Below are 18,704 nucleotides of genomic sequence, written 5' to 3'. Positions count from 1 at the left end.
AAGCGTCATGCCTCCCGTTCGTGTTGGAATCGGGAGATCGATAGATGGCGCCGCGTTCCTTCTGGAAAGGTTATCTCAAACTCTCGCTCGTGACCTGCCCGGTCGCGATGGCGCCGGCCGTATCCGAGAATGAGAAGATCCGCTTCCATACCCTCAATCGCGAGACCCGGAACCGGGTTGTCAGCCTATATGTCGATTCCGTCGCCGGCAAGGCCGTGAAGGAGGACGACGAGGTCAAAGGCCATGAGCGTGGCGAGGGCGACTATGTGCTGATCGAAGACGACGAGCTGGACTCCGTCGCGCTTGAAAGCACCCGCACGATCGATATCGATGTCTTCGCCCGCGCGACTCTATCGAATGGATCTGGCTCGACCAGCCGCATTATCTGACCCCGGACGATCCCGTCGGCGAGGAAGCCTTCTGCGTTATCCGCGACGCCATGGCAGCCACCAAGACCGTCGGCATCTCCCGCCTGGTGATGTATCGCCGCGAGCGGGCCGTGATGCTAGAGCCCCGCGACAAAGGCATCGTGTTATGGACGTTGCGCTATGGCGACGAAGTTCGCGATGAGGCCGCCTATTTCGAAGCGGTCAAAGCGGATAAGGCCGATCCGCGCCTGATGTCGCTCGTCCTACAATTGATCGACGAGGAGACCAAGCCCTGGACGCCGTCGATGGCGAGCGATCCGGTGCAGGACAAGCTGCACGATCTGATTGCCGCGAAAAAGAAAGGGCGGAAACGGGCAGCCAAACCCAAGCCAGAGACCGAAGCGCCGCCGAGCAATGTCATCAACATCCTCGATGCGTTGAAAAAAAGTGTTGCCGCGGCCTCGAAAGCCAAGCGCTAGCTCAATTCCAGGCACGACCCGCAGCGATCTCCATGCCGCTCAAAGCGAAGCATAGTAATTTATGAGGGCATGACCTTCCGGAGAAAGCCATTCGGAAGGTCCTTCAATGAAACCCGCAATCCGGCCTTTCGGCGTTAGAAGATAGGTGATCGGCATGCCGTATAGCGGCAGCGGCGCTTCAGCGGATGCTCGCGACTGCGTGAGCGACGCGCTCGGATCGATCAGAATGCGAAGATGCTTGATCCCCAGCTCTCTCGCACTGAGAGTGGGTTTGGCGCAAATGCCCGACATGCAGTTTCAGGCGTTTCCCATCGCGGAAATGAGCGTCGGCATGTTCGCGGCGCCATCCTATCTGCAAGGGAGCGGTCCGATCGAGGTTCCGGCTGATCTCGAGCGACATGCGCTGGTTCTGCCGCGCGAGCGACCGGGCGTTGCGTACCTCGCGCTCTCCAATGGCGCGCGAGAAGAGAAAGTTTCCCTGCGAGCCGACGTGCGAGCAAGCGATTTCGCATGCGTATTGAAACTCGCCGAGGCAGGCGCTGGGATAGCACCTCTTCCCGAAATTATCGTTGCCAATTCGATGTCGGCCGGCAGGCTCGTCCGCGTCCTGCCCGATTGGAGTTGGTCCGGTCTGACACTCCACGCGATCAGCGCGCCCGGACGGCAGATGACCGCGCGCACAAAGGTATTCCGCGATTACATCAAGGCTCGGCTTTAGCGCGCACTCTGCTCCTTTTGGATTTTGCTTTTTCCAAAGGTGCCGCGGCTGTTCGAAAATCTGCCCAAGGGTCGGAGCGAAGTGCGGCGAGACGGGTGGGCGTACTGTTGACGGTGAAATAGGCTGGCCCGATCGCGGGGCTAAGTTCCTCCCAGGCGAGCGGCATCGAGACTGCGGCGCCCGGCCGCGCTCGCGTCGAATAGGGGGCCACTGCCGTCGAACCGCGCTGATTGCGCAGATAGTCGATCAGGATTTTGCCGTGGCGCTTCGATTTCGTGATGGTGGAAACGTAGCGCTCGGGGCTGTCGGCTGCCATCTGATCGGCAATGGATTTTGTGAAGGCTTTGACGGCCGGCCAATCTGCCGATGGTTTCAATGGCGACACGACATGCAGCCCCTTGCCGCCCGACGTCTTGATGAAGGCCTCCAGCCCAGCCTCTTTCATGCGATCGCGCGTTTCTTCCGCCGCTTCGATCACCCGCTCCCAGGGCACGCCGGGGCCGGGATCGAGATCCATGATGATCATATCGGGATGCTCCCAATCGGCGACCGTGATGCCCCAGGGGTGGAGTTCCAGCGATCCAGCCTGCACGAGACCAAGCAAGCCATCGAGATCATCGATACTGACCAGCGGCTCCTCATCCCTTTCCTTCGGATCATGGATGAGGACGATGTTCTTGTTCAGGCCTTTCCACGCATGCTTTTGGAAAAAGCTCTGGCCGTTGATGCCATCGGGACAGCGTAGCAGCGCCAATGGCCGCTGGACGACGAAGCGCGCCATGTATTTCCAGACATCGGTGTAATAATCGGCGAGACCTTCCTTGGTAACGCCCTCATCAGGCCAGTAGATGCGGTCGGGATGCGTGAGAACAACAGTCCGCTTCGGCGGCTCGGCTTCCGTAGCCGAAGCGGCTGAGGTCTCTCGGACGATTTCGGTCGCCGGCTTGTCTTCGCGCAGACCTCGGAATGCTGCGTGCCGTAAGAGTCCATCCCCCGTCCAAGTTCGGAACTCGATTTCGGCAACCAGTTCCGGACKAACGAAACGAACGCCGCGCGCTTCGTCGGCGGCAAGACGTTTGTCGAACGGGCTGTCATCGGCCCGCATGCCTTCGAGTTGAGAATAGAGATCTTCGGCGACTTTGTTGGTAAACCCGGTGCCGACGCGACCGACATGTTTTAGCCTGCCTTTGTCGAAAATGCCGAGAACGAGGGAACCGATCGCCTTGCGCGCCGTCGATGACGGTACATAGCCTGCAATCACGAACTCCTGCCGGAAGGAACACTTCGATTTCAGCCAACCTTTGCCGCGGCCGGAGCGATAAGGTTCGTCAGCGCGTTTCGACACGATACCTTCCAGACTCAGGCGGCAGGCATGCTCCAGCATCAGCTCGCCATCGGCATCGAAATCGCTGCTGAAGCGGAGTTTGCCATTCCCCGAGGGGATGATTTTCTCCAGTATTTTCTTTCGTTCCACCAGCGGCACGTCGCGAAGATCATATCCGTCGAGATAGAGGAGATCGAAGGTGTAGAAGACGAAACGATCGCCCCTGCCATCGCTGAGATCGGCTTGCAGGGCTGAGAAATCCGATGCACCGGAACTGGTCTCGACCACCAGTTCGCCGTCCACAAGCGCCGTTTTGACCGGAAGAGCGGCCAATTCGGCCAGAAGCGTTTTCCCGAACTTGTCCGACCAGTCGAGGCCGCTGCGCGTCAGCAACTTGACGTGCCCATCCTCGATGCGGGCCTGCAGGCGATAGCCGTCGAACTTGATCTCGTGGAGCCATTGCTTCCCGCTCGGCGGCGTCTTTGTCAGTGTCGCCAATGTCGGCGGCACGAAATCGGGCAAAGCCGATTTTCTGGCCTTCTTCACGGACGAGGGATCAACCTGAATTTTCAGTGCGGACGGTCGGGATTGCCTACCCCTGCCCGACGGTTGTTTGATCTTGCCCGTCTTCGAGGACCATCCGGGCTTTTCTCCTTCAAGCTCTTCGATCAACCGGCCGGTCTTTACGGATTCTGGTCGCTCTTCGAGAATGTCATCCGCACCCTCGGGACGGGCCGCCTCATCGTCGCTTTTGATAAGCAGCCAATTGTCCCGCTTTTCTCGGGCACGTCTTGCCATGCGGACCAGATGCCAGCGGCCGTGAAGCTTCTCGCCATGCAGCTCGAGTTCGATGTGCCCCTTTTGGAAGCCCTTGTGCGGATCGCCATCCGGCTCCCAGGTGCCGCGATCCCAGACGATCACCGAGCCGCCGCCATATTCGCCCTTGGGAATAGTGCCTTCGAAATCGCCATAGTCGAGCGGATGGTCTTCCACTTGGACTGCCAGACGTTTGTCGCTCGGAACAAGGCTTGGACCCTTTGCAACCGCCCAGCTCTTCAAAACGCCGTCAAGTTCCAGGCGAAAATCATAGTGCAGATGGCTGGCTGCATGCTTCTGGATGACGAAGCTGTTATGCCCGGCAGTCTTGCGCGTGCGTCCCCTGGGTTCGGATGTCTTCGAAAAATCCCGCTTTTCGCGATAGGTCTCAAGCGCCATGGATCAGCCTGCCTTTCGCTGCCGGGAGGCATTGGAGGCGGCTCGTTTCGGCGTCTGCTTCTTTTCGCCCTTGATACCGGTTTGGACGCCGGCGCTCTGGCGAAGTGCTTCCATGAGATCGACGACCTTTTCCGGCTTGCGCTCCTTGCGCACGGTAATCTTGCGGCCTTCGAGCTTTGCCATGATCAGCTCGGTGAGGGCTGCTTCGTAGCGATCATCAAATGTCTGGGCGTCGAACGTACCGCTTTTCGTGGTGATGATATGTTTTGCAAGATCAAGCATTTCGCCCTTGATCTTGATGTCTGGTATATCCTCGAAAGCCTTGTCCGCAGAGCGGACCTCGTAGTCGAAGTTCAGCGTCGTCGCGAGCAAGCCCTTATCGTAGGGACGGATCAACAAGGTCCGCAAACGCCGGAAAAGCACGGTCCCCGCGATGGCCGCGACCTTCTTTTTCTGCATACCGTCGCGGATCAGCGCAAAGGCCCCTTCGCCGCCACGATCGCTTGGGGAGAGATAGTAGGGCTTGTCGAAATAAACGTCGTCGATATCCGAAGATGCGACGAACGCCTGGAGATGAAGGGTCTTGTCGCTTCCAGGGACTGCGGCGGCGATTTCGTCGGGCTCAAAGATCACATAGTCGTCCTTGCCGACTTCGTAGCCCTTGACCTGATCCTCGCGCGCCACGGGTTTTCCGGTGCTGCTATCCACGAATTCACGCCGGACGCGATTGCCCGTGGCTCGATTAATGGTGTGAAAAGACACACGCTCGGACGTCGACGTCGCGGTATAAAGCGCAACGGGGCAAGTCACCAAACCGAATTGCAAATAACCTTTCCACTGCGCACGCAGCGACATCCGACAAATCTCCGGTGAACCAATGGAATTGAACGATATCTGGCGGGCTTTGTTCCGGCAGGTCAGTTAATTTTGCTCGCCAGCGCCTTCCCTTCAAAAGAGATGGCGGCGCAAACGCAATGCAATCCAATCAACAGGCCGGCCTCCATTTCCGCCAGACTTTGCCAACGGCTTGACTACCTCGGTCAATCATGAGAACATATAGTGAACAAATGGAGGTATCCATGACGAAAACCGAACAAGTCATAGAACGAGCCATGACCTTTGTCGCAGTCTCGAAAGCGCTGCGCGAACGCGAACAGGAACGGCGCGCCGCCTGGAAGCGCCGCGTCGATATCAGCCGACCGTTACCGCCCTTGCCGCGCGCTGTGCAGCTTTCCCTCAACTTGGATCGATGATGCCGCGATGGGCGATCAGGACATTTAAGCCGGTTGCCTCTGCGATGATGGATATCCGCGACGTAAGCTGCCTTTAGGCCGAACGAGTGGCAGTATAGCCAAGCGGAATTGGGATCGCTCGGGGAACCGCGAGGGAGTGATGGCGTTCTCTCATCGGAGGACAATGCCATGGCAAAATATGATCCAACATCACCCCCGGTCCCGGCTCCTGAAGCGGGGCTTCCCAATCCCATACAGCCGCAATCGCCAGAACCACCCAAAATAGATAATGTGGGAAATGGTACTGGCGCAGAAGACGATGATGAAGCCGCGTATGCGCGCGGCGTCGAAGCCGGCAAAAGGGAGACTGAGGCCGAGAAAAATCCCTATCCCGAGGGAAGCAGTCTCGCCAAGTCCTATGAGCACGGCTATCTGGATGGGCAGAAGATAAGGAGCGACGACAAGCCGCCGCATTGAAATCGCACCCTTAAACGATTTTCGTGGACGCCACGGGCCGAACAGCATGTTGCGGCCCGATTTAGGTCGCATTGTATTTCAGCGACGTCCCATAAGGCAGCGTCGCCGGTCAGCCATTGATTTGCCTATTCCTCGGGCCTGTCGGCAAAGTGAGAGACAGCAAACTCGGCGACCTTTCTATTCGATTTGCGCGCATCCTCGATCCAGAAGGGGAAGATCTGCCACTGATGGATCATGCCCGGCCAAACCTCAGCGGTAACATCGACACCGGCCTTGCGTGCTTTGTCTTCCAGCCGGCGTGTGTCGTCGAGCAGCGTCTCACGCGAGCCGACCTGCAAGAGCAGGGGCGGAAAACCGGTCAGATCGGCGTAAAGCGGCGACCGCGCGGGTTCAACCGGAGATTTGTCGCCGATATAGATGTTGCGGATCACCTCCAGCTCGGCCTTGCCCATGAACGGATCATTATCAGCATTCGTGGTAATGGATTCACCGGTTGCAGCAAAATCAGTCACCGGGCTCATCGCGACCACGGCCGCCGGCAAAGGTCCCTTGATCCGAAGCTGATTGAGGGTCGCTTCGATGGCCAGAGTGCCACCCACGGACTCTCCGACGATCACCACGTTCTCAGGCCTGTATCCTGAGGCCAGCAGCCAACGATAGGCGGCCAGAGTGTCATCGATCTGCGCCGGAACCCTATTCTCCGGCAGCAGGCGGTAGTCGACCAGGAGAACATCGGCAGACGCAGCCTTCGCAAGGGAACCCGCTATATTCCGATGCGTCCTGAGGGAGCCGCTGTAGAACCCGCCTCCATGGAGATAGAGTATCACGCGCCTGCCGATCGGATGGTGCAGTCKGGCGGGCCATATCAGGTCGGCATCAACCCCGTTGGCATCGACATGGCGGATCTGAACGCGTGTGGGATCCGGAGTTGACGCCATAAGCCTTTCGAAAGCGGCGCGCCGTTGGCGAAGGTCCTGAGCGGCATAGGTCGGACGCAGGGCCTCGATGAGTTTGTCGATCTGATTGTTCGAGGCTTTCGTCTGCGAAGCGGCATCAAGCGCATAGGCCGTTGATACCGGCAGCGCCGGCGAAACAGCAAGGGCGACGGTGGCCACCGACGCCGTCGCAAAAAGGCGCATGAAGCGAAAAAACCAAAATCCGTTCATACGATTAGCCTTTCTGCCGTGGAGACCAGACGTCTCACCGTCGCAGAATTGATGTCTGAGTCAAGCATGGCGGGTAGAGTAGGAAAGTCGGCCAAGGGGCTCCTGGAAACTGCAGCGGCTGGATAGCCCGTTCCCGAACTTCCAGCCCTATGAGTGCAGCAAATTCCGGGCTTAAAAGCGCGGTAAAACCCTGAATTCGATGCTCAGCTATAGTGCACGCCTTCATACAGCACATAGCCTACTGGATGGTGCGTGAAGTGGAGGACCGGCAATACCGGGTTACTGTTGTCTTCGGTGGGATAGGCTGACGCGACGGAAATATACTCGCCCTGCAGCTCGATTGCTTCCCCTGCCTTCAGGTCGGGGATCTCGTGGTCGAGCCCTTCATTGTCGCCGAAACGCACGGCAACGAAGACGGTCTGGCCGGTGATATCATCATCGCCGCCGTCGAACTTCAGAACCGTTTCGATCTTCACAGTGAAATGCTGGTGGTTTGCACCGTGGTGGTTCTCCGGAGCCTCGAACACATGCGCTATTACGCCTTGAACCCGAGCCAGCGGTGCGCCGAGTGAATGTGAAAACCGATGGTGGGGAAGTATCTTGTTTGCCCGAATACTCATCGCAACCTCGATAAACGTGTCTGGAAAATCAATTGTCCTGCCCGATCATTATCTGCAATCCATTGCATCCAGGTGACATCGCCAGCGGCTTCGAACCTTCCAATCGAAGGGAGGAAGCCGCCGGCGACGCGGCAAGCCGAGATTGTTCTCGGGTGGTTTTGCGGATGCGCGCCTACACCGGCTCGCGCTGCGAGGCCATCAGGCGGGCGATGACGGCCTCTCGCGCCGTCCGTGAACCGGCAAGACGCCGCTTCGTCCTCGCGATCACATCGGCCGTCGCCTCCTCGGGTGTGCCCGAATGGAACGGTGGCGTGGGCGCATATTCCAACGAAAGCTGAACCGTCTCCGCTTCCTCTTGGCCTAAAAGGGCCGCAACGACCGCCAGCCCGAAATCGATGCCGGCCGTCACACCGCCGGCGGTGATGAGATTGCCGTCCCGGACGATGCGGCCCGTGGTCGGGACAGCACCGAAGCTTGCGAGAAAATCGTGGGCATTCCAGTGCGTCGTCGCCTTCCTGCCCTTGAGCAAGCCGGCGGCGCCCAGCACCAGAGAGCCGGTGCAGACCGAGGTGATGAAGCGCGCCTGCGCTGCCTGTGCGCGAATGAAAGACAGTACGATCTCATCCTCAAGCAATGGATTGATGCCGCCACCGCCGGGCACGCAGATGACATCGAGCTGAGGGCATTCGTCGAACGTCGTTGTCGGCTGAAGGACCAATTTCGTTGCAGAAATGACGGGCGAAGTGTCCTTCCAGATCAGATGGACCTCCGCGCCCTCCGCTGAGGCAAAGATCTCATAGGGGCCTGTCAGATCGAGTTGCTGAATACCGGGAAAGACGAGCAGTCCGAAGCGAATGGTCATGGTGCATCTCCAAATGGTTGACTCCGGCAAGCCTACGCGATCACTATCTGGCGTATTTGCCAAAGTCCCCTCGTTTTGAGCCAACCATGCGCCGTATTGAAATCCTCGCCTTCGAAAATGCCCAACTGCTCGATATAACCGGGCCATTGCAGGTGTTTGCGAGCGCCAACGAAGAGGCACTCGCAGCCGGTCAGCCGAAGCCCTATGACGCGATCGCAGTTGCAAGGAGCGAGCAGACCGGAACGACCTCGGGCTTGTCGCTTGCGACGGCGTTGCTGCCCGATGATGATGAGCCGATCGATACCCTGATGGTCGTAGGCGGCATCGGCGTCAATAAGGCGTGTGAGGATGCGGCCCTTGTCGACTGGATCCGCCGGCGGTCAGCCAGGGCAAGGCGGATCGCTTCCGTCTGCAGCGGCGCCTTTCTTCTTGCGGAAGCCGGACTTTTGGATGGGCGGCGCGCGGTAACGCATTGGCACCGATGCAAGGAGTTTTCCAAGCGCTTCCCGAATGTGCGGTTGGAACCCGATCCGATCTTTATCCAGGACGGCAACATATGGACGTCGGCAGGCGTCACTGCCGGCATCGATCTGGCACTCGCGCTGGTCGAGGCGGATCTCGGCCGCAAATTGGCGCTCGCTGTTGCCCGCGAACTCGTCGTCTTTCTGAAGCGACCGGGCGGCCAGGCTCAGTTCAGTACGATGCTCTCGCTGCAGGAAAGCGGCGATCGTTTTGACCGGCTGCATGGATGGATCATCGACAATTTGCGCGCCGACCTTTCGCTGCCGGCGCTCGCCGAACGGGCGAATATGAGCGCGCGCAGCTTTTCGCGGCATTATCGCCAGGCAACTGGGCGAACGCCGGCTCGGGCTGTCGAGGATATCCGCGTGGAGGCCGTGCGGCGCCTCCTGGAGCAGGGCTTATCCGTTCGTCAGGCACGTATCCGCTGCGGTTTCGGTTCGGAAGAGACCATGCGACGGAGTTTCCTCAGAGCATTCGGAACCACGCCGCAGGCCTTTCGCGATCATTTCGGATAAGGCCGCCATCGGCAATGCCTCTGCCAGAAAGACGAGCAGAAAGCCGGGGCGCGTCATTTTTCTCCTTCCGCAGATCGTCTGGCACCCCCAAGTGACTGGACATCTCGCCTCTTTGGGATCACCATCAACCCGGGCTGAAGTTACATCGAAGGGGACCAACTATCGCCAAATAGGAGGCCGAGATGAAGCAGCATGCACGCGATGACTTGCAGAAAATTGCAAAAGTCGATCAGGACTTCCTTAATCGAGAAATGTCGCGAAGCCAGCGGCTCGAACGTTGGATAGATCTTCTCGAGCGGAGTCCCCGACAGTTTCTTTCCACTTTGCGCGAAACCGAATTTCAGCCTAGTGAAACCAGGGCGGCAATGCGAACGGATAGCTCTCCAATTTCCGTCGCTTTTGCGGATCCGGTTCTTCGCGCTGCCGGCTTGGAAAACGACAGCTACGGGGAGGCCAAGCGCTTCTTCGAACTCACGGATCATGAGCTGCACGGAATTGTCTGCTACTGCCATTTCGGCGAGACGGTCAATTCTGCCGTAGTCGCACGCTCCATTCGTCCGTTGGTTGCCGGGCGGCCACCGAGCCTGTTTGCCCGTTTGCGCAAGGCGTTGTCGATATAGTCCATACTTCGGCAATACCGGCTCCGGCTGACGGACTTTGGCGATGTGTCCAACTTGGCTGCGTCGCATGAGCAACACACCGGCAGTCGAGCGTTGGCTTGGCAATCCCTGGGGTTCCAGATCCTCAAGGATCGCCTCACCCGACGTTTGGCGGATCATTGTCGCGGATAGCAATCCACGACGAGAGAGCCGCCTGCCATGTTGGGAGGAAGCGGCCTCCGGCTCGAACCCAAACGTAAAACGAGAAAAGGCGCTCGACCCTTTCGGGGAGCGCCTTTTCCAACCCGGACGGCTTGGAACGCATCGACTGGCGTCGAGCAGCAGACCATCAATACGGGAAGTGAAGCGTAGATACGGTTGGGCGTTCGCGATTTCAAGTGGCGATAGTATGAATGGATCGCCACGCTCGTCGGATTCCGGCGGATATTCACATGAAACTTGTTGCAGTCATTGTAGTTACCTTCGCATCACTTCCTTACCGCTATGCCCGCCGAAACGGCTGCCGCCAAAAAGGCATCACACGCTTCCTCCACAGACCCTTGGCTATGGTAAGTGCCGATCAAGGTTTTCTTGGCCATGGCATGAATGCGGTCGGCTTTGCCTGCTGGCCATTCGCGAAGAAGAAATTTAAGGGCCTGTTCGGTGTTGTTGATCGTAACGTGGTGGCCGCACTCCCCGGTGACGATCGTCACCGAACGATTCCACAAATATTTGGACATGTAGCAGTTTCCTCCGCCCATGAAACGGACACTCTTCGCCTTGGTTCCCACCCGGAGCGAAACAATCAAAAATATTCATTGGAGCATGCGAAAACATATACCAGAAGCTGAATACCTCCCTCCTGCCGCAGTTGCCCGGAGGGGCATCGATGAAACAAAATCAGCTCTGTCTTGTTTGACCTTTCATAGGAAAGGAGGCCGACATGACAGCGCCTCGAAAGCCAAAGACACTATCGCGCGAAGAAGACTATCGCGACTATGAGGATCGCAATCTTCGGGACGGCTGGCCTTATTCGGACGGGAGCGGAAGTGCCTCGCAAAGCCCTGAAAACAGGGGATATGGTGACACCTCCGCGAATTTCGACGAGGAGCCGGATCGCAATTTCATTGTGGATGCAGCCGATCAGACTGGCCTCGAGCGAGCCGAGGACGATACGACCGGGCCTCTTCCCACCGATCGTATCGACAGCGATGAACTGGAAGCGGTCATAACCGAGCAGCTCGAACTGAGAGGTGTCGACATCGACAGCATCGACGTACAGGCCGACGGCGGCACCGTGACGCTGGAAGGTAGCGTCGAGACGATTCCGCTGGCCCGTCATCTTGAAGCGATCGTTCGGTCCATCCCCGGCGTCGTCGAGGTTCAAAATAACCTTCGGACGACCGGCGTCGATGCACATATTCCGGGCGACGACGAGTAATGCCACATTGCCTTGAACGGGAGTCAATGCCGCAGGAAACTCCGGATCTTCTTCAGATCCTGGACGAAGGCCAAACGGCTCCGTTCCTTTTCGTCCGCCTCCCTGATCCTCAGAAGAGCCGATGGGTGAATGGTGACGAGAATGTCGAACTGCCCGGGTGGACGAAGAATGCTGCCACGATCGCGCATGACCCGCACCTTCGATCCGAGCAACGAAGACACGGCCGTTGCGCCGAGCGCTACGACCAGTTTCGGTTTCAATAGGTCAAGTTCGGCGCCAAGCCACCAGGCGCAACGTTGCACCTCGCCGGCATTGGGCCGGGAATGCAGTCGCTTCTTGCCGCGCATCTGATACTTGAAATGCTTGACCGCATTGGTGACGTAACAGCGGTCGCGATCGACCCCGGCCTCCTCAAGGCATTGATCCAGCAGGCGGCCCGCCGGCCCGACGAAGGGCTTGCCCGACAGATCTTCCTTGTCACCGGGTTGTTCGCCAACCAGCACGACCTCCGCCGTTTCGGGGCCTTCCCCGAAGACGAGATGCGTCGCGTGGCGATAGAGGTCGCAACGCGTGCAGGCTTCGGCGTCGTGCCGGAGTTCGCCGAGCGTCACCGCGTCGGCATGATCGCGCTGGAGGGAAGGACCGGTATAGGGCGAGGAGTGTTTATCGAGCATGAGCGGCTCGCTGCGATTTGAACGTCACACCCTCGTCAACCGATCGCCGCTTTCTTTGTTCCGTGCGGCACGAGGAGTTGCCAAATCTTGATCCGGATGAGATGCAAGCCGCGGCCCTCACCACACGTATCGGTCATCCTGTATCAGACGCGCTTCGAGACAGGCCATGACAAAGGCTTCGCGCGCAGCGTCAAGCGTGGCGCGGTGTGAAATGGCGGCGAGGCATTTTTCCTTTGCCTTCACATAATATGAGCCTCTTTCGGATGGCCATCGGACGGACAGAAAATGAATAGCGTCTTCCGGTCCGTTCACGCGCGAGGTGAAGCGGCCGCCCACCGCAACGCAAACCGGTGTGTTCCAGAGCATCTTGAATTTGACGTCGATGATTTCGTTCATGTGCTCCCCCTGTTATTTGTCCACCAAACAAGGGGTCGGGACGATTGTTCCCGCGGGATGGAGCGCTATTTACTGGAGATGACAACGCATGCGCCGTGCCGGGATATCCCTGCCCGCCGCATGCAGAGGCATCGCATTCCTCAGCACCATCGACATCGTCTTGCCGGCTCGGGAACAACCGCTGCCTTTGAATGTTCGTGGATCTACGGGGCAGTTTCTGGATCGAAATATGAACGACGCGACGGTGACATATCGCCAGATGTTTTCGGGCAAGCGGCTCTTGATCGTCGAGGACGGATATTTCCTCTCCGAGGAGGCGCGTCAAAAATTGCAGGAACTTGGCGCTACCCTGCTCGGTCCCGTCAGCACGGCCGAAGACGCTCTCGAACTCATCAAAGGCAAGAACGTGGATGCGGTGATCCTCGACCTGCATCTCGACGCCGGATTTGTATTTCCGATCGTGGAAACGCTTCAGAGGCTGAAGCTTCCTTATCTATTCGCGATAGGCCACGAACCGCCCATCGTTCCCGCCGGATTTACCGGCTTCATCCTGTGCGACAAAGCCGCGGAGATCGAACACATCGGCAAGGCGCTGTTCGGCAGGCGAAAACGGGATCTCTATTTGGTGTAGAGGGCTCTCGACCTCTCCAGATGCTTCAGGACCGCAGCCTCCGTACCGTCGGCATCGTGGTCGGACAGCCGCTCCAATATTTCTTCATGCTCGACCAGCGTGAACTTTTCCTTGCCGGTCCAGATGAGCATGTCCGTATGATAGGTCTTCAGCCACGCCAACATCGCCTCGCTGACCGCGACGAAAATCGGATTTCCGGAAATCTGGGCAATCCGGGTGTGAAACTGCATGTCGGCCGAAATGAACTCCTCGGCATGCCCGAGGGAGGCCCGCTGGCGTTCAATAATATCTCTGAGGTCAGCGATATCTTTTTCCGTGGCGCGCGGTGCAGCCTCCCGGGCCATACCGCGCTCGAAGAATATGCGCGCGCTCTTCAGATGTTCGAGGGTGTCCGACGACTGCGATAACATGATCTTCGCGGTCAAATCGACCTGCCGGAAAATCGATTTCGCAGTCAGTTGCAGCACCTTCGCCCGCTCCCCATGCGAAATGCTGACCAATCCCATATTGGCGAGCGACTGCATCGCCTCGCGGATCGCCGGACGCCCGACGCCGAAGCGCTCCATGAGAACACGCTCGGACGGCATTTCATCGCCGGGCTTGAGTTCTCCCGACGTGATCAAACGCTCTAATCGGTCGAATACTTCGTCGGAGAGCTTCCGACGTACGATCTGTTCGACTGGTTGGCTCATGGCATCTCGCTGGCTCAAAGCTTTTCTCCCTTATGCAATGTCAGACCGCGCTGAGAAAGCCCGTTCGGAACGACTTGGGGCCTCCTGAACAAAAAAATCGTTGCACAAATTGGAATACTCATTATACCAGATCACGAGTTGACGCCACGACAAAATCGTCGGCGAAAGGAGCAACGGCTGCTTATGAGCATTACGATCACCTACCGCATCGAGACGCCCGGCCATATCGAAGCGATGGCTGACAAGATCGCCAGCGATCAGTCGACGGGCACCTTCGTACCGGTTCCCGGCGAGACGGAAGAGCTGAAATCGCGGGTTGCGGCGCGAGTCCTGGGCATTCGGCGGCTGGAGGATGCAGAGCGGCCGACATGGCCTGAAGTTGCGGCCGGTCATGGTCCTCTTCATCGCGCCGATGTCGACATCGCCTTTCCGCTCGATGCGATCGGCACCGATCTTTCAGCCCTGATGACGATTGCGATCGGCGGCGTCTACTCGATCAAAGGTATGACGGGCATTCGTATCGTCGACATGAAGCTGCCGGGGGCTTTTTACGGCGTGCATCCGKGTCCGCAATTCGGCGTTGCCGGCAGCAAGTGCCTGACGGGCGTTGAAGGACGCCCCATAATCGGCACGATCGTCAAGCCGGCCCTTGGCCTTCGCCCAGCCGAGACCGCTGAACTGGTCGGCGAGCTCATCAGCTCCGGCGTCGATTTCATCAAGGACGATGAAAAGCTGATGAGCCCCGCCTATTCGCCGCTCAAGGAACGTGTCGAGGCGATCATGCCGCTGATCCTCGATCACGAACAGAAGACCGGGAAGAAGGTGATGTATGCCTTCGGCATTTCCCACGCCGATCCCGATGAGATGATGCGCAACCACGACCTCGTCCTAAAGGCCGGCGGCAACTGTGCCGTTATCAACATCAATTCTATCGGCTTTGGCGGCATGAGCTTCCTTCGCAAGCGCTCGGCATTGGTGCTGCACGCCCACCGCAACGGCTGGGACGTGCTGGCGCGCCATCCCGGCGCCGGCATGGATTTCAAGGTCTATCAGCAGTTTTGGCGCCTGCTCGGTGTCGACCAGTTTCAGATCAACGGTATCCGCGTCAAATATTGGGAACCGGACGAAAGCTTCGTCGAGTCCTTCAAGGCCGTCAGCACGCCGCTGTTCGATCCATCCKATTGCCCGCTTCCCGTTGCCGGCTCGGGTCAATGGGGCGGCCAGGCTCCCGAGACCTACCGGCGGACCGGGCGCACTACCGATTTGCTCTATCTCTGCGGCGGCGGCATCGTCAGCCACCCTTTCGGACCAGCCGCCGGCGTCCGTGCGATCCAGCAGGCGTGGCAAGCCGCGGTCGCGGATATCGAGCTCGAAGACTATGCCAAGGACCATCCGGAGCTCGCCGCCTCGATCGCAAAATTCAGTGAGGGCAAGGGCGCATGATGGCGACGGGCAATCTTCTGATCAGCTATTACGGCGACGATTTCACCGGCTCCACCGATGTCATGGAGGCTCTCGCTTCGAACGGTGTTCCGACGGTGCTTTTTCTCGGGATCCCCGATGGCGCGCTGCTGGAGCGTTTTAGCCAATGCCGCGCCATCGGCATCGCCGGCACCAGCCGCAGCGAGACCCCGGAGTGGATGCAGCAGCACCTTGTTCCGGCATTGCAATGGCTTAAAGGGCTCAAAGCGAGGATATGCCACTACAAGGTCTGCTCCACCTTCGATTCCAGTCCGTCGATCGGCAATATCGGCAAGGCGATCGAAATCGGCAGGGAGCTTTTTGCGCAATCCTCCGTGCCGGTCGTCGTCGGTGCGCCGCAGCTCAAACGCTACACGGCTTTCGGGCACCTCTTCGCGGCCTATCAAGGCCAGGTCTATCGCATCGACCGCCATCCGGTGATGAGCCGCCATCCGGTCACGTCCATGGACGAAGCCGATCTGGTGCTGCATCTCGGCAAACAGACCTCCCTCCCCGTGAACCTCATTGATCTCGTGACCCTGACGGCCACGGATGCGGACGATCGGGTCGACGAACGCGCCGCCGCAACGGCCGGAATCATGCTGATCGATGTCGACAGCGCCGAAACGCAGGCTGCTGCGGGAACTCAGCTTTGGCGGCGCGCAGCAAAAGACGGCCCCTTCGTCGCTGGCTCCTCCGGCGTCGAATACGCGCTTCTGAATGCCTGGCGCCGTGAAGGCCTGATTGGCAAGCGCCGCGATTTTGCCCCGCCGGGAAAGGTCGAACGCCTCGCCGTCGTCTCGGGCAGCGTCTCGCCGACGACGGAACGGCAGATACGTCACGCAATGACGGATGGTTTCGACGGCATCGACCTCGATCCCCTRGCGCTTGTMGGCGAAAGCGCTGACCGGGCGATCGACGATGCCGTCGATGCCGGCATTGCCAGCCTGAAGACGGGCCGCAGCGTCATCCTGCACACGGCGCTTGGCCCCTCGGCCGATCGCGGCAGCGCGATCGACCGTGTTCCCGGCGCCCGGCATCGGCTCGGACAAGCTCTTGGCATCATCCTGCGTCGCCTTGTCGAAAGTGAAAAGCTCAGCCGTGCGGTCATCGCCGGCGGCGACACATCGAGCCATGCGCTGAAGGAATTGCGCGTCGAAGCACTGACGACCCTACTGCCTCTCCCCCAGACGCCGGGATCGCCGCTTTGCGTGGCCCATGGCAATTACGACCCAACCAATGGGCTGCAGACCGCGTTGAAAGGCGGGCAGGTCGGAGCCGACGGCTATTTCCCGCAGATCCGCGACGGAAGAAGCGCTTAGAAAAATGAGTTTTATGCACCTCAGATAATGGTGTGATTATTGACTCATTATACCACTTGCGATACCACAATTTGAAATGGACGAGGAAGAAAACATGACTGCAATAGCTCTTTTCGGCGCCGGCGGGAAAATGGGATACCGGCTCGCCAAAAATCTCAAAGGTTCGCGCTTCGACGTTCGTCACGTCGAGGTGAGCGATGCAGGCAAGGCGCGCCTGAAGAACGATCTCGGCCTGTCATGCGTGCCTGTCGACGAAGCCCTTAATGGCGCCGAAGTCGTCATTCTGGCCGTTCCGGACACGGCCATCGGCAAAGTCGCCGCCGGGATCGTCGATAAGCTGAAGCCCGGGACGATGGTGGTCGCGCTCGACGCCGCAGCACCTTTCGCCGGCCACCTGCCGAAACGCGATGACCTCACCTATTTCGTCACCCATCCCTGCCACCCTCCGATCTTCAACGACGAAACCGATATGCAGGCGAAGAACGACCATTTCGGTGGCCTGTTCGCCAAGCAACATATCGTGTCCGCGCTGATGCAGGGGCCGGAAGCTGCCTATGCGCTCGGGGAGGAGATCGCCAAGCTCATCTGGGCGCCGGTCATGCGCTCGCATCGGGTCACCGTCGAGCAGATGGCGATGCTCGAACCGGGGCTCTCGGAAACCGTCTGCGCATCGCTGCTCGTTGTTATGCGGCAGGCCATGGACGAGTGCGTGGCGCGCGGCGTGCCGGAACAGGCCGCTCGCGATTTCCTGCTCGGCCACATGAACGTCCTCGGCGCCGTGATCTTCAACCAGGTGGAAGGCGTGTTTTCGGATGCCTGCAACAAGGCGATCGAATTCGGCATCCCGGCTCTGATGCGCGACGACTGGAAGAAAGTCTTCGAGCCCCAGGAGATCGCAGAAAGCATCCGCCGCATCACCTGACCAAAATCCCGGGAGGGCTCGCCCCTCCCTTCTTAGCCCTACCGGGAATAGGGCCTTTTCATAATTGGGAGGAAAGCATGAAACTGACACGCAGACTGACTCTTGCCGCCTTTGCCGGCGCCCTTGCATTGGGCACCGCAATGCCTGCCTTTTCGGCAGATCTGATCGCTATCATCACGCCTGCGCACGACAATCCGTTCTTCAAGGCCGAAGCCGTCGGCGCCGAAGCCAAGGCGAAGGATTTGGGCTACGAGACCCTCGTCATGACGCATGACGATGATGCCAACAAACAGTCGGAAGTGATCGACACGGCGATCGGCCGCGGCGCCAAGGCCATCATCCTCGACAATGCCGGTGCCGACGCGACGGTAGCCGCGGTCAAGAAGGCCAAGGATGCCGGCATCCCCTCCTTCCTCATCGACCGCGAAATCAATGCGACCGGTGTCGCCGCCGCCCAGATCGTCTCCAACAACTATCAGGGCGCACAACTCGGCGCGCAGGAATTCGTCAAGCAGATGGGCGAAAAGGGCAATTACGTCGAGCTGGTGGGCAAGGAATCCGACACCAATGCCGGCATCCGCTCGCAGGGCTATCACGACGTCATCGATGACTATCCGGACCTGAAGCTGGTMGCCAAGCAATCGGCGAACTGGAGCCAGACCGAAGCCTATGCGAAGATGGAAACCATCCTGCAGGCGAACCCCGACATCAAGGGCGTGATTTCGGGCAACGACACCATGGCGATGGGCGCGATCGCAGCGCTTCAGGCTGCCGGCCGCAAGGATGTGATCGTCGTCGGCTTCGATGGCTCCAACGACGTGCGCGACTCGATCAAGGCCGGCGGCATCAAGGCAACCGTGCTGCAGCCCGCCTATGCCCAGGCTCAGATGGCGGTTCAGCAGGCCGATGCGTACATCAAGAACAAGACGACCCCGAAGGAAGAGAAGCAGCTCATGGATTGCGTTCTCATCACCGCTGGGAATGCGGACAAGCTTGAGACCTTCGCACTGAAAAATTAACGGCGGACCGAGCACTGCGGAGGGCGTGGCAAAGCCGCGCTCTCCTGAC

At 59.0% G+C, this 18,704-nt stretch carries 21 protein-coding genes and 1 pseudogene; 12 read left to right on the top strand and 10 right to left on the bottom strand.

The window, feature by feature from the left end:
- The first annotated feature begins 44 nt into the window (after positions 1–44).
- A pseudogene (locus tag QD357_RS21160) lies at positions 45–847 on the top strand (Ku protein).
- Positions 848–886: 39 nt separating this feature from the next.
- Here QD357_RS21160 and QD357_RS21155 read toward each other — a convergent pair.
- The gene (locus QD357_RS21155) at positions 887–1,138 is read right to left on the bottom strand and encodes a hypothetical protein (protein WP_414124960.1); all 252 of its coding nucleotides are present in this window, start codon (positions 1,136–1,138) and stop codon (positions 887–889) included.
- On the opposite strand from QD357_RS21155, the gene QD357_RS21150 reads away from it, so the two are divergent.
- Positions 1,128–1,565: a LysR substrate-binding domain-containing protein gene (locus QD357_RS21150; protein ID WP_414124959.1), complete on the top strand. Its 438-nt coding sequence runs from the start codon at positions 1,128–1,130 to the stop codon at positions 1,563–1,565. The genes QD357_RS21155 and QD357_RS21150 overlap by 11 nt on opposite strands.
- On the opposite strand, the gene ligD is transcribed toward QD357_RS21150, so the two are convergent.
- Together ligD and QD357_RS21140 are read right to left on the bottom strand one after the other, a co-directional pair.
- Positions 1,549–4,104, bottom strand: coding sequence for a DNA ligase D (gene ligD / locus QD357_RS21145; protein WP_414124958.1), 2,556 nt, complete (start codon positions 4,102–4,104; stop codon positions 1,549–1,551). The genes QD357_RS21150 and ligD overlap by 17 nt on opposite strands.
- A 3-nt stretch (positions 4,105–4,107) precedes the next feature.
- On the bottom strand, positions 4,108–4,959 hold the full coding sequence (locus QD357_RS21140) for a Ku protein (RefSeq protein WP_414124957.1): 852 nt from the start codon (positions 4,957–4,959) through the stop codon (positions 4,108–4,110).
- Between the two features lie 224 nt (positions 4,960–5,183).
- On the opposite strand from QD357_RS21140, the gene QD357_RS21135 reads away from it, so the two are divergent.
- Together QD357_RS21135 and QD357_RS21130 are read left to right on the top strand one after the other, a co-directional pair.
- Positions 5,184–5,357 carry a hypothetical protein gene (locus QD357_RS21135; protein ID WP_183939570.1) on the top strand — a complete coding sequence of 58 codons (174 nt, stop codon included), beginning with the start codon at positions 5,184–5,186 and terminating at the stop codon, positions 5,355–5,357.
- A 168-nt stretch (positions 5,358–5,525) separates the two neighbouring features.
- Positions 5,526–5,813, top strand: a complete 288-nt coding sequence (locus QD357_RS21130) for an Sf3a2-prov protein (protein ID WP_414124956.1) — start codon at positions 5,526–5,528, stop codon at positions 5,811–5,813.
- Between the two features lie 125 nt (positions 5,814–5,938).
- On the opposite strand, the gene QD357_RS21125 is transcribed toward QD357_RS21130, so the two are convergent.
- The 3 genes from QD357_RS21125 to QD357_RS21115 form a co-directional block, all read right to left on the bottom strand.
- Positions 5,939–6,952, bottom strand: coding sequence for an alpha/beta hydrolase (locus QD357_RS21125; RefSeq protein WP_414125011.1), 1,014 nt, complete (start codon positions 6,950–6,952; stop codon positions 5,939–5,941).
- Between the two features lie 230 nt (positions 6,953–7,182).
- A complete protein-coding gene (locus QD357_RS21120) occupies positions 7,183–7,599 on the bottom strand; it encodes a hypothetical protein (protein WP_414124955.1) in 417 nt (138 codons plus the stop codon).
- 172 nt (positions 7,600–7,771) lie between these two features.
- Complete coding sequence (locus QD357_RS21115; protein ID WP_183939557.1) at positions 7,772–8,461, bottom strand: DJ-1/PfpI family protein; 690 nt, start codon at positions 8,459–8,461, stop codon at positions 7,772–7,774.
- 86 nt (positions 8,462–8,547) lie between these two features.
- On the opposite strand from QD357_RS21115, the gene QD357_RS21110 reads away from it, so the two are divergent.
- Positions 8,548–9,498, top strand: coding sequence for a GlxA family transcriptional regulator (locus tag QD357_RS21110; protein WP_414124954.1), 951 nt, complete (start codon positions 8,548–8,550; stop codon positions 9,496–9,498).
- A 182-nt stretch (positions 9,499–9,680) separates the two neighbouring features.
- Positions 9,681–10,118, top strand: a complete 438-nt coding sequence (locus QD357_RS21105) for a hypothetical protein (protein WP_183939552.1) — start codon at positions 9,681–9,683, stop codon at positions 10,116–10,118.
- Between the two features lie 467 nt (positions 10,119–10,585).
- Here QD357_RS21105 and QD357_RS21100 read toward each other — a convergent pair whose 3' ends face one another.
- Positions 10,586–10,837 carry a DUF982 domain-containing protein gene (locus QD357_RS21100; protein ID WP_414124953.1) on the bottom strand — a complete coding sequence of 84 codons (252 nt, stop codon included), beginning with the start codon at positions 10,835–10,837 and terminating at the stop codon, positions 10,586–10,588.
- Positions 10,838–11,040: 203 nt separating this feature from the next.
- Here QD357_RS21100 and QD357_RS21095 point away from each other — a divergent pair, with 203 nt between their 5' ends.
- Entirely contained in the window at positions 11,041–11,538 is a 498-nt protein-coding gene (locus tag QD357_RS21095; protein ID WP_414124952.1) for a BON domain-containing protein, read from the top strand.
- Between the two features lie 23 nt (positions 11,539–11,561).
- Here QD357_RS21095 and QD357_RS21090 read toward each other — a convergent pair whose 3' ends face one another.
- Together QD357_RS21090 and QD357_RS21085 are read right to left on the bottom strand one after the other, a co-directional pair.
- Complete coding sequence (locus QD357_RS21090; RefSeq protein ID WP_414124951.1) at positions 11,562–12,212, bottom strand: UdgX family uracil-DNA binding protein; 651 nt, start codon at positions 12,210–12,212, stop codon at positions 11,562–11,564.
- 117 nt (positions 12,213–12,329) lie between these two features.
- Positions 12,330–12,608 carry a DUF982 domain-containing protein gene (locus tag QD357_RS21085; protein ID WP_414124950.1) on the bottom strand — a complete coding sequence of 93 codons (279 nt, stop codon included), beginning with the start codon at positions 12,606–12,608 and terminating at the stop codon, positions 12,330–12,332.
- Between the two features lie 229 nt (positions 12,609–12,837).
- On the opposite strand from QD357_RS21085, the gene QD357_RS21080 reads away from it, so the two are divergent.
- Positions 12,838–13,239 (top strand): response regulator, encoded by a 402-nt coding sequence (locus QD357_RS21080; protein WP_414124949.1) that lies wholly within the window; start codon positions 12,838–12,840, stop codon positions 13,237–13,239.
- Here the strand turns inward: QD357_RS21080 and QD357_RS21075 are convergent.
- On the bottom strand, positions 13,227–13,931 hold the full coding sequence (locus tag QD357_RS21075) for a transcriptional regulator NanR (protein WP_183939541.1): 705 nt from the start codon (positions 13,929–13,931) through the stop codon (positions 13,227–13,229). The two genes, QD357_RS21080 and QD357_RS21075, sit on opposite strands and share 13 nt — an antisense overlap.
- Positions 13,932–14,114: 183 nt before the next feature.
- On the opposite strand from QD357_RS21075, the gene oiaX reads away from it, so the two are divergent.
- From oiaX to QD357_RS21055, 4 genes are all read left to right on the top strand, one after another.
- Positions 14,115–15,374, top strand: coding sequence for a 3-oxo-isoapionate-4-phosphate decarboxylase OiaX (gene oiaX / locus QD357_RS21070; RefSeq protein WP_414124948.1), 1,260 nt, complete (start codon positions 14,115–14,117; stop codon positions 15,372–15,374).
- Positions 15,371–16,714, top strand: coding sequence for a four-carbon acid sugar kinase family protein (locus QD357_RS21065; protein WP_414124947.1), 1,344 nt, complete (start codon positions 15,371–15,373; stop codon positions 16,712–16,714). The genes oiaX and QD357_RS21065 overlap by 4 nt, the downstream gene beginning before the upstream one ends.
- Positions 16,715–16,808: 94 nt before the next feature.
- Positions 16,809–17,636, top strand: coding sequence for a phosphogluconate dehydrogenase C-terminal domain-containing protein (locus QD357_RS21060; RefSeq protein ID WP_183939534.1), 828 nt, complete (start codon positions 16,809–16,811; stop codon positions 17,634–17,636).
- Between the two features lie 77 nt (positions 17,637–17,713).
- The gene (locus QD357_RS21055) at positions 17,714–18,655 is read left to right on the top strand and encodes a D-ribose ABC transporter substrate-binding protein (RefSeq protein WP_183939532.1); all 942 of its coding nucleotides are present in this window, start codon (positions 17,714–17,716) and stop codon (positions 18,653–18,655) included.
- Positions 18,656–18,704: the final 49 nt, after the last annotated feature.

Source organism: Rhizobium sp. BR 317, from assembly GCF_047445835.1.
Taxonomy (GTDB): Bacteria; Pseudomonadota; Alphaproteobacteria; order Rhizobiales; family Rhizobiaceae; genus Rhizobium; species Rhizobium paranaense.
Note: the sequence above shows the minus strand (reverse complement) of the source record. Positions and strands in the feature narration are given on the sequence as shown.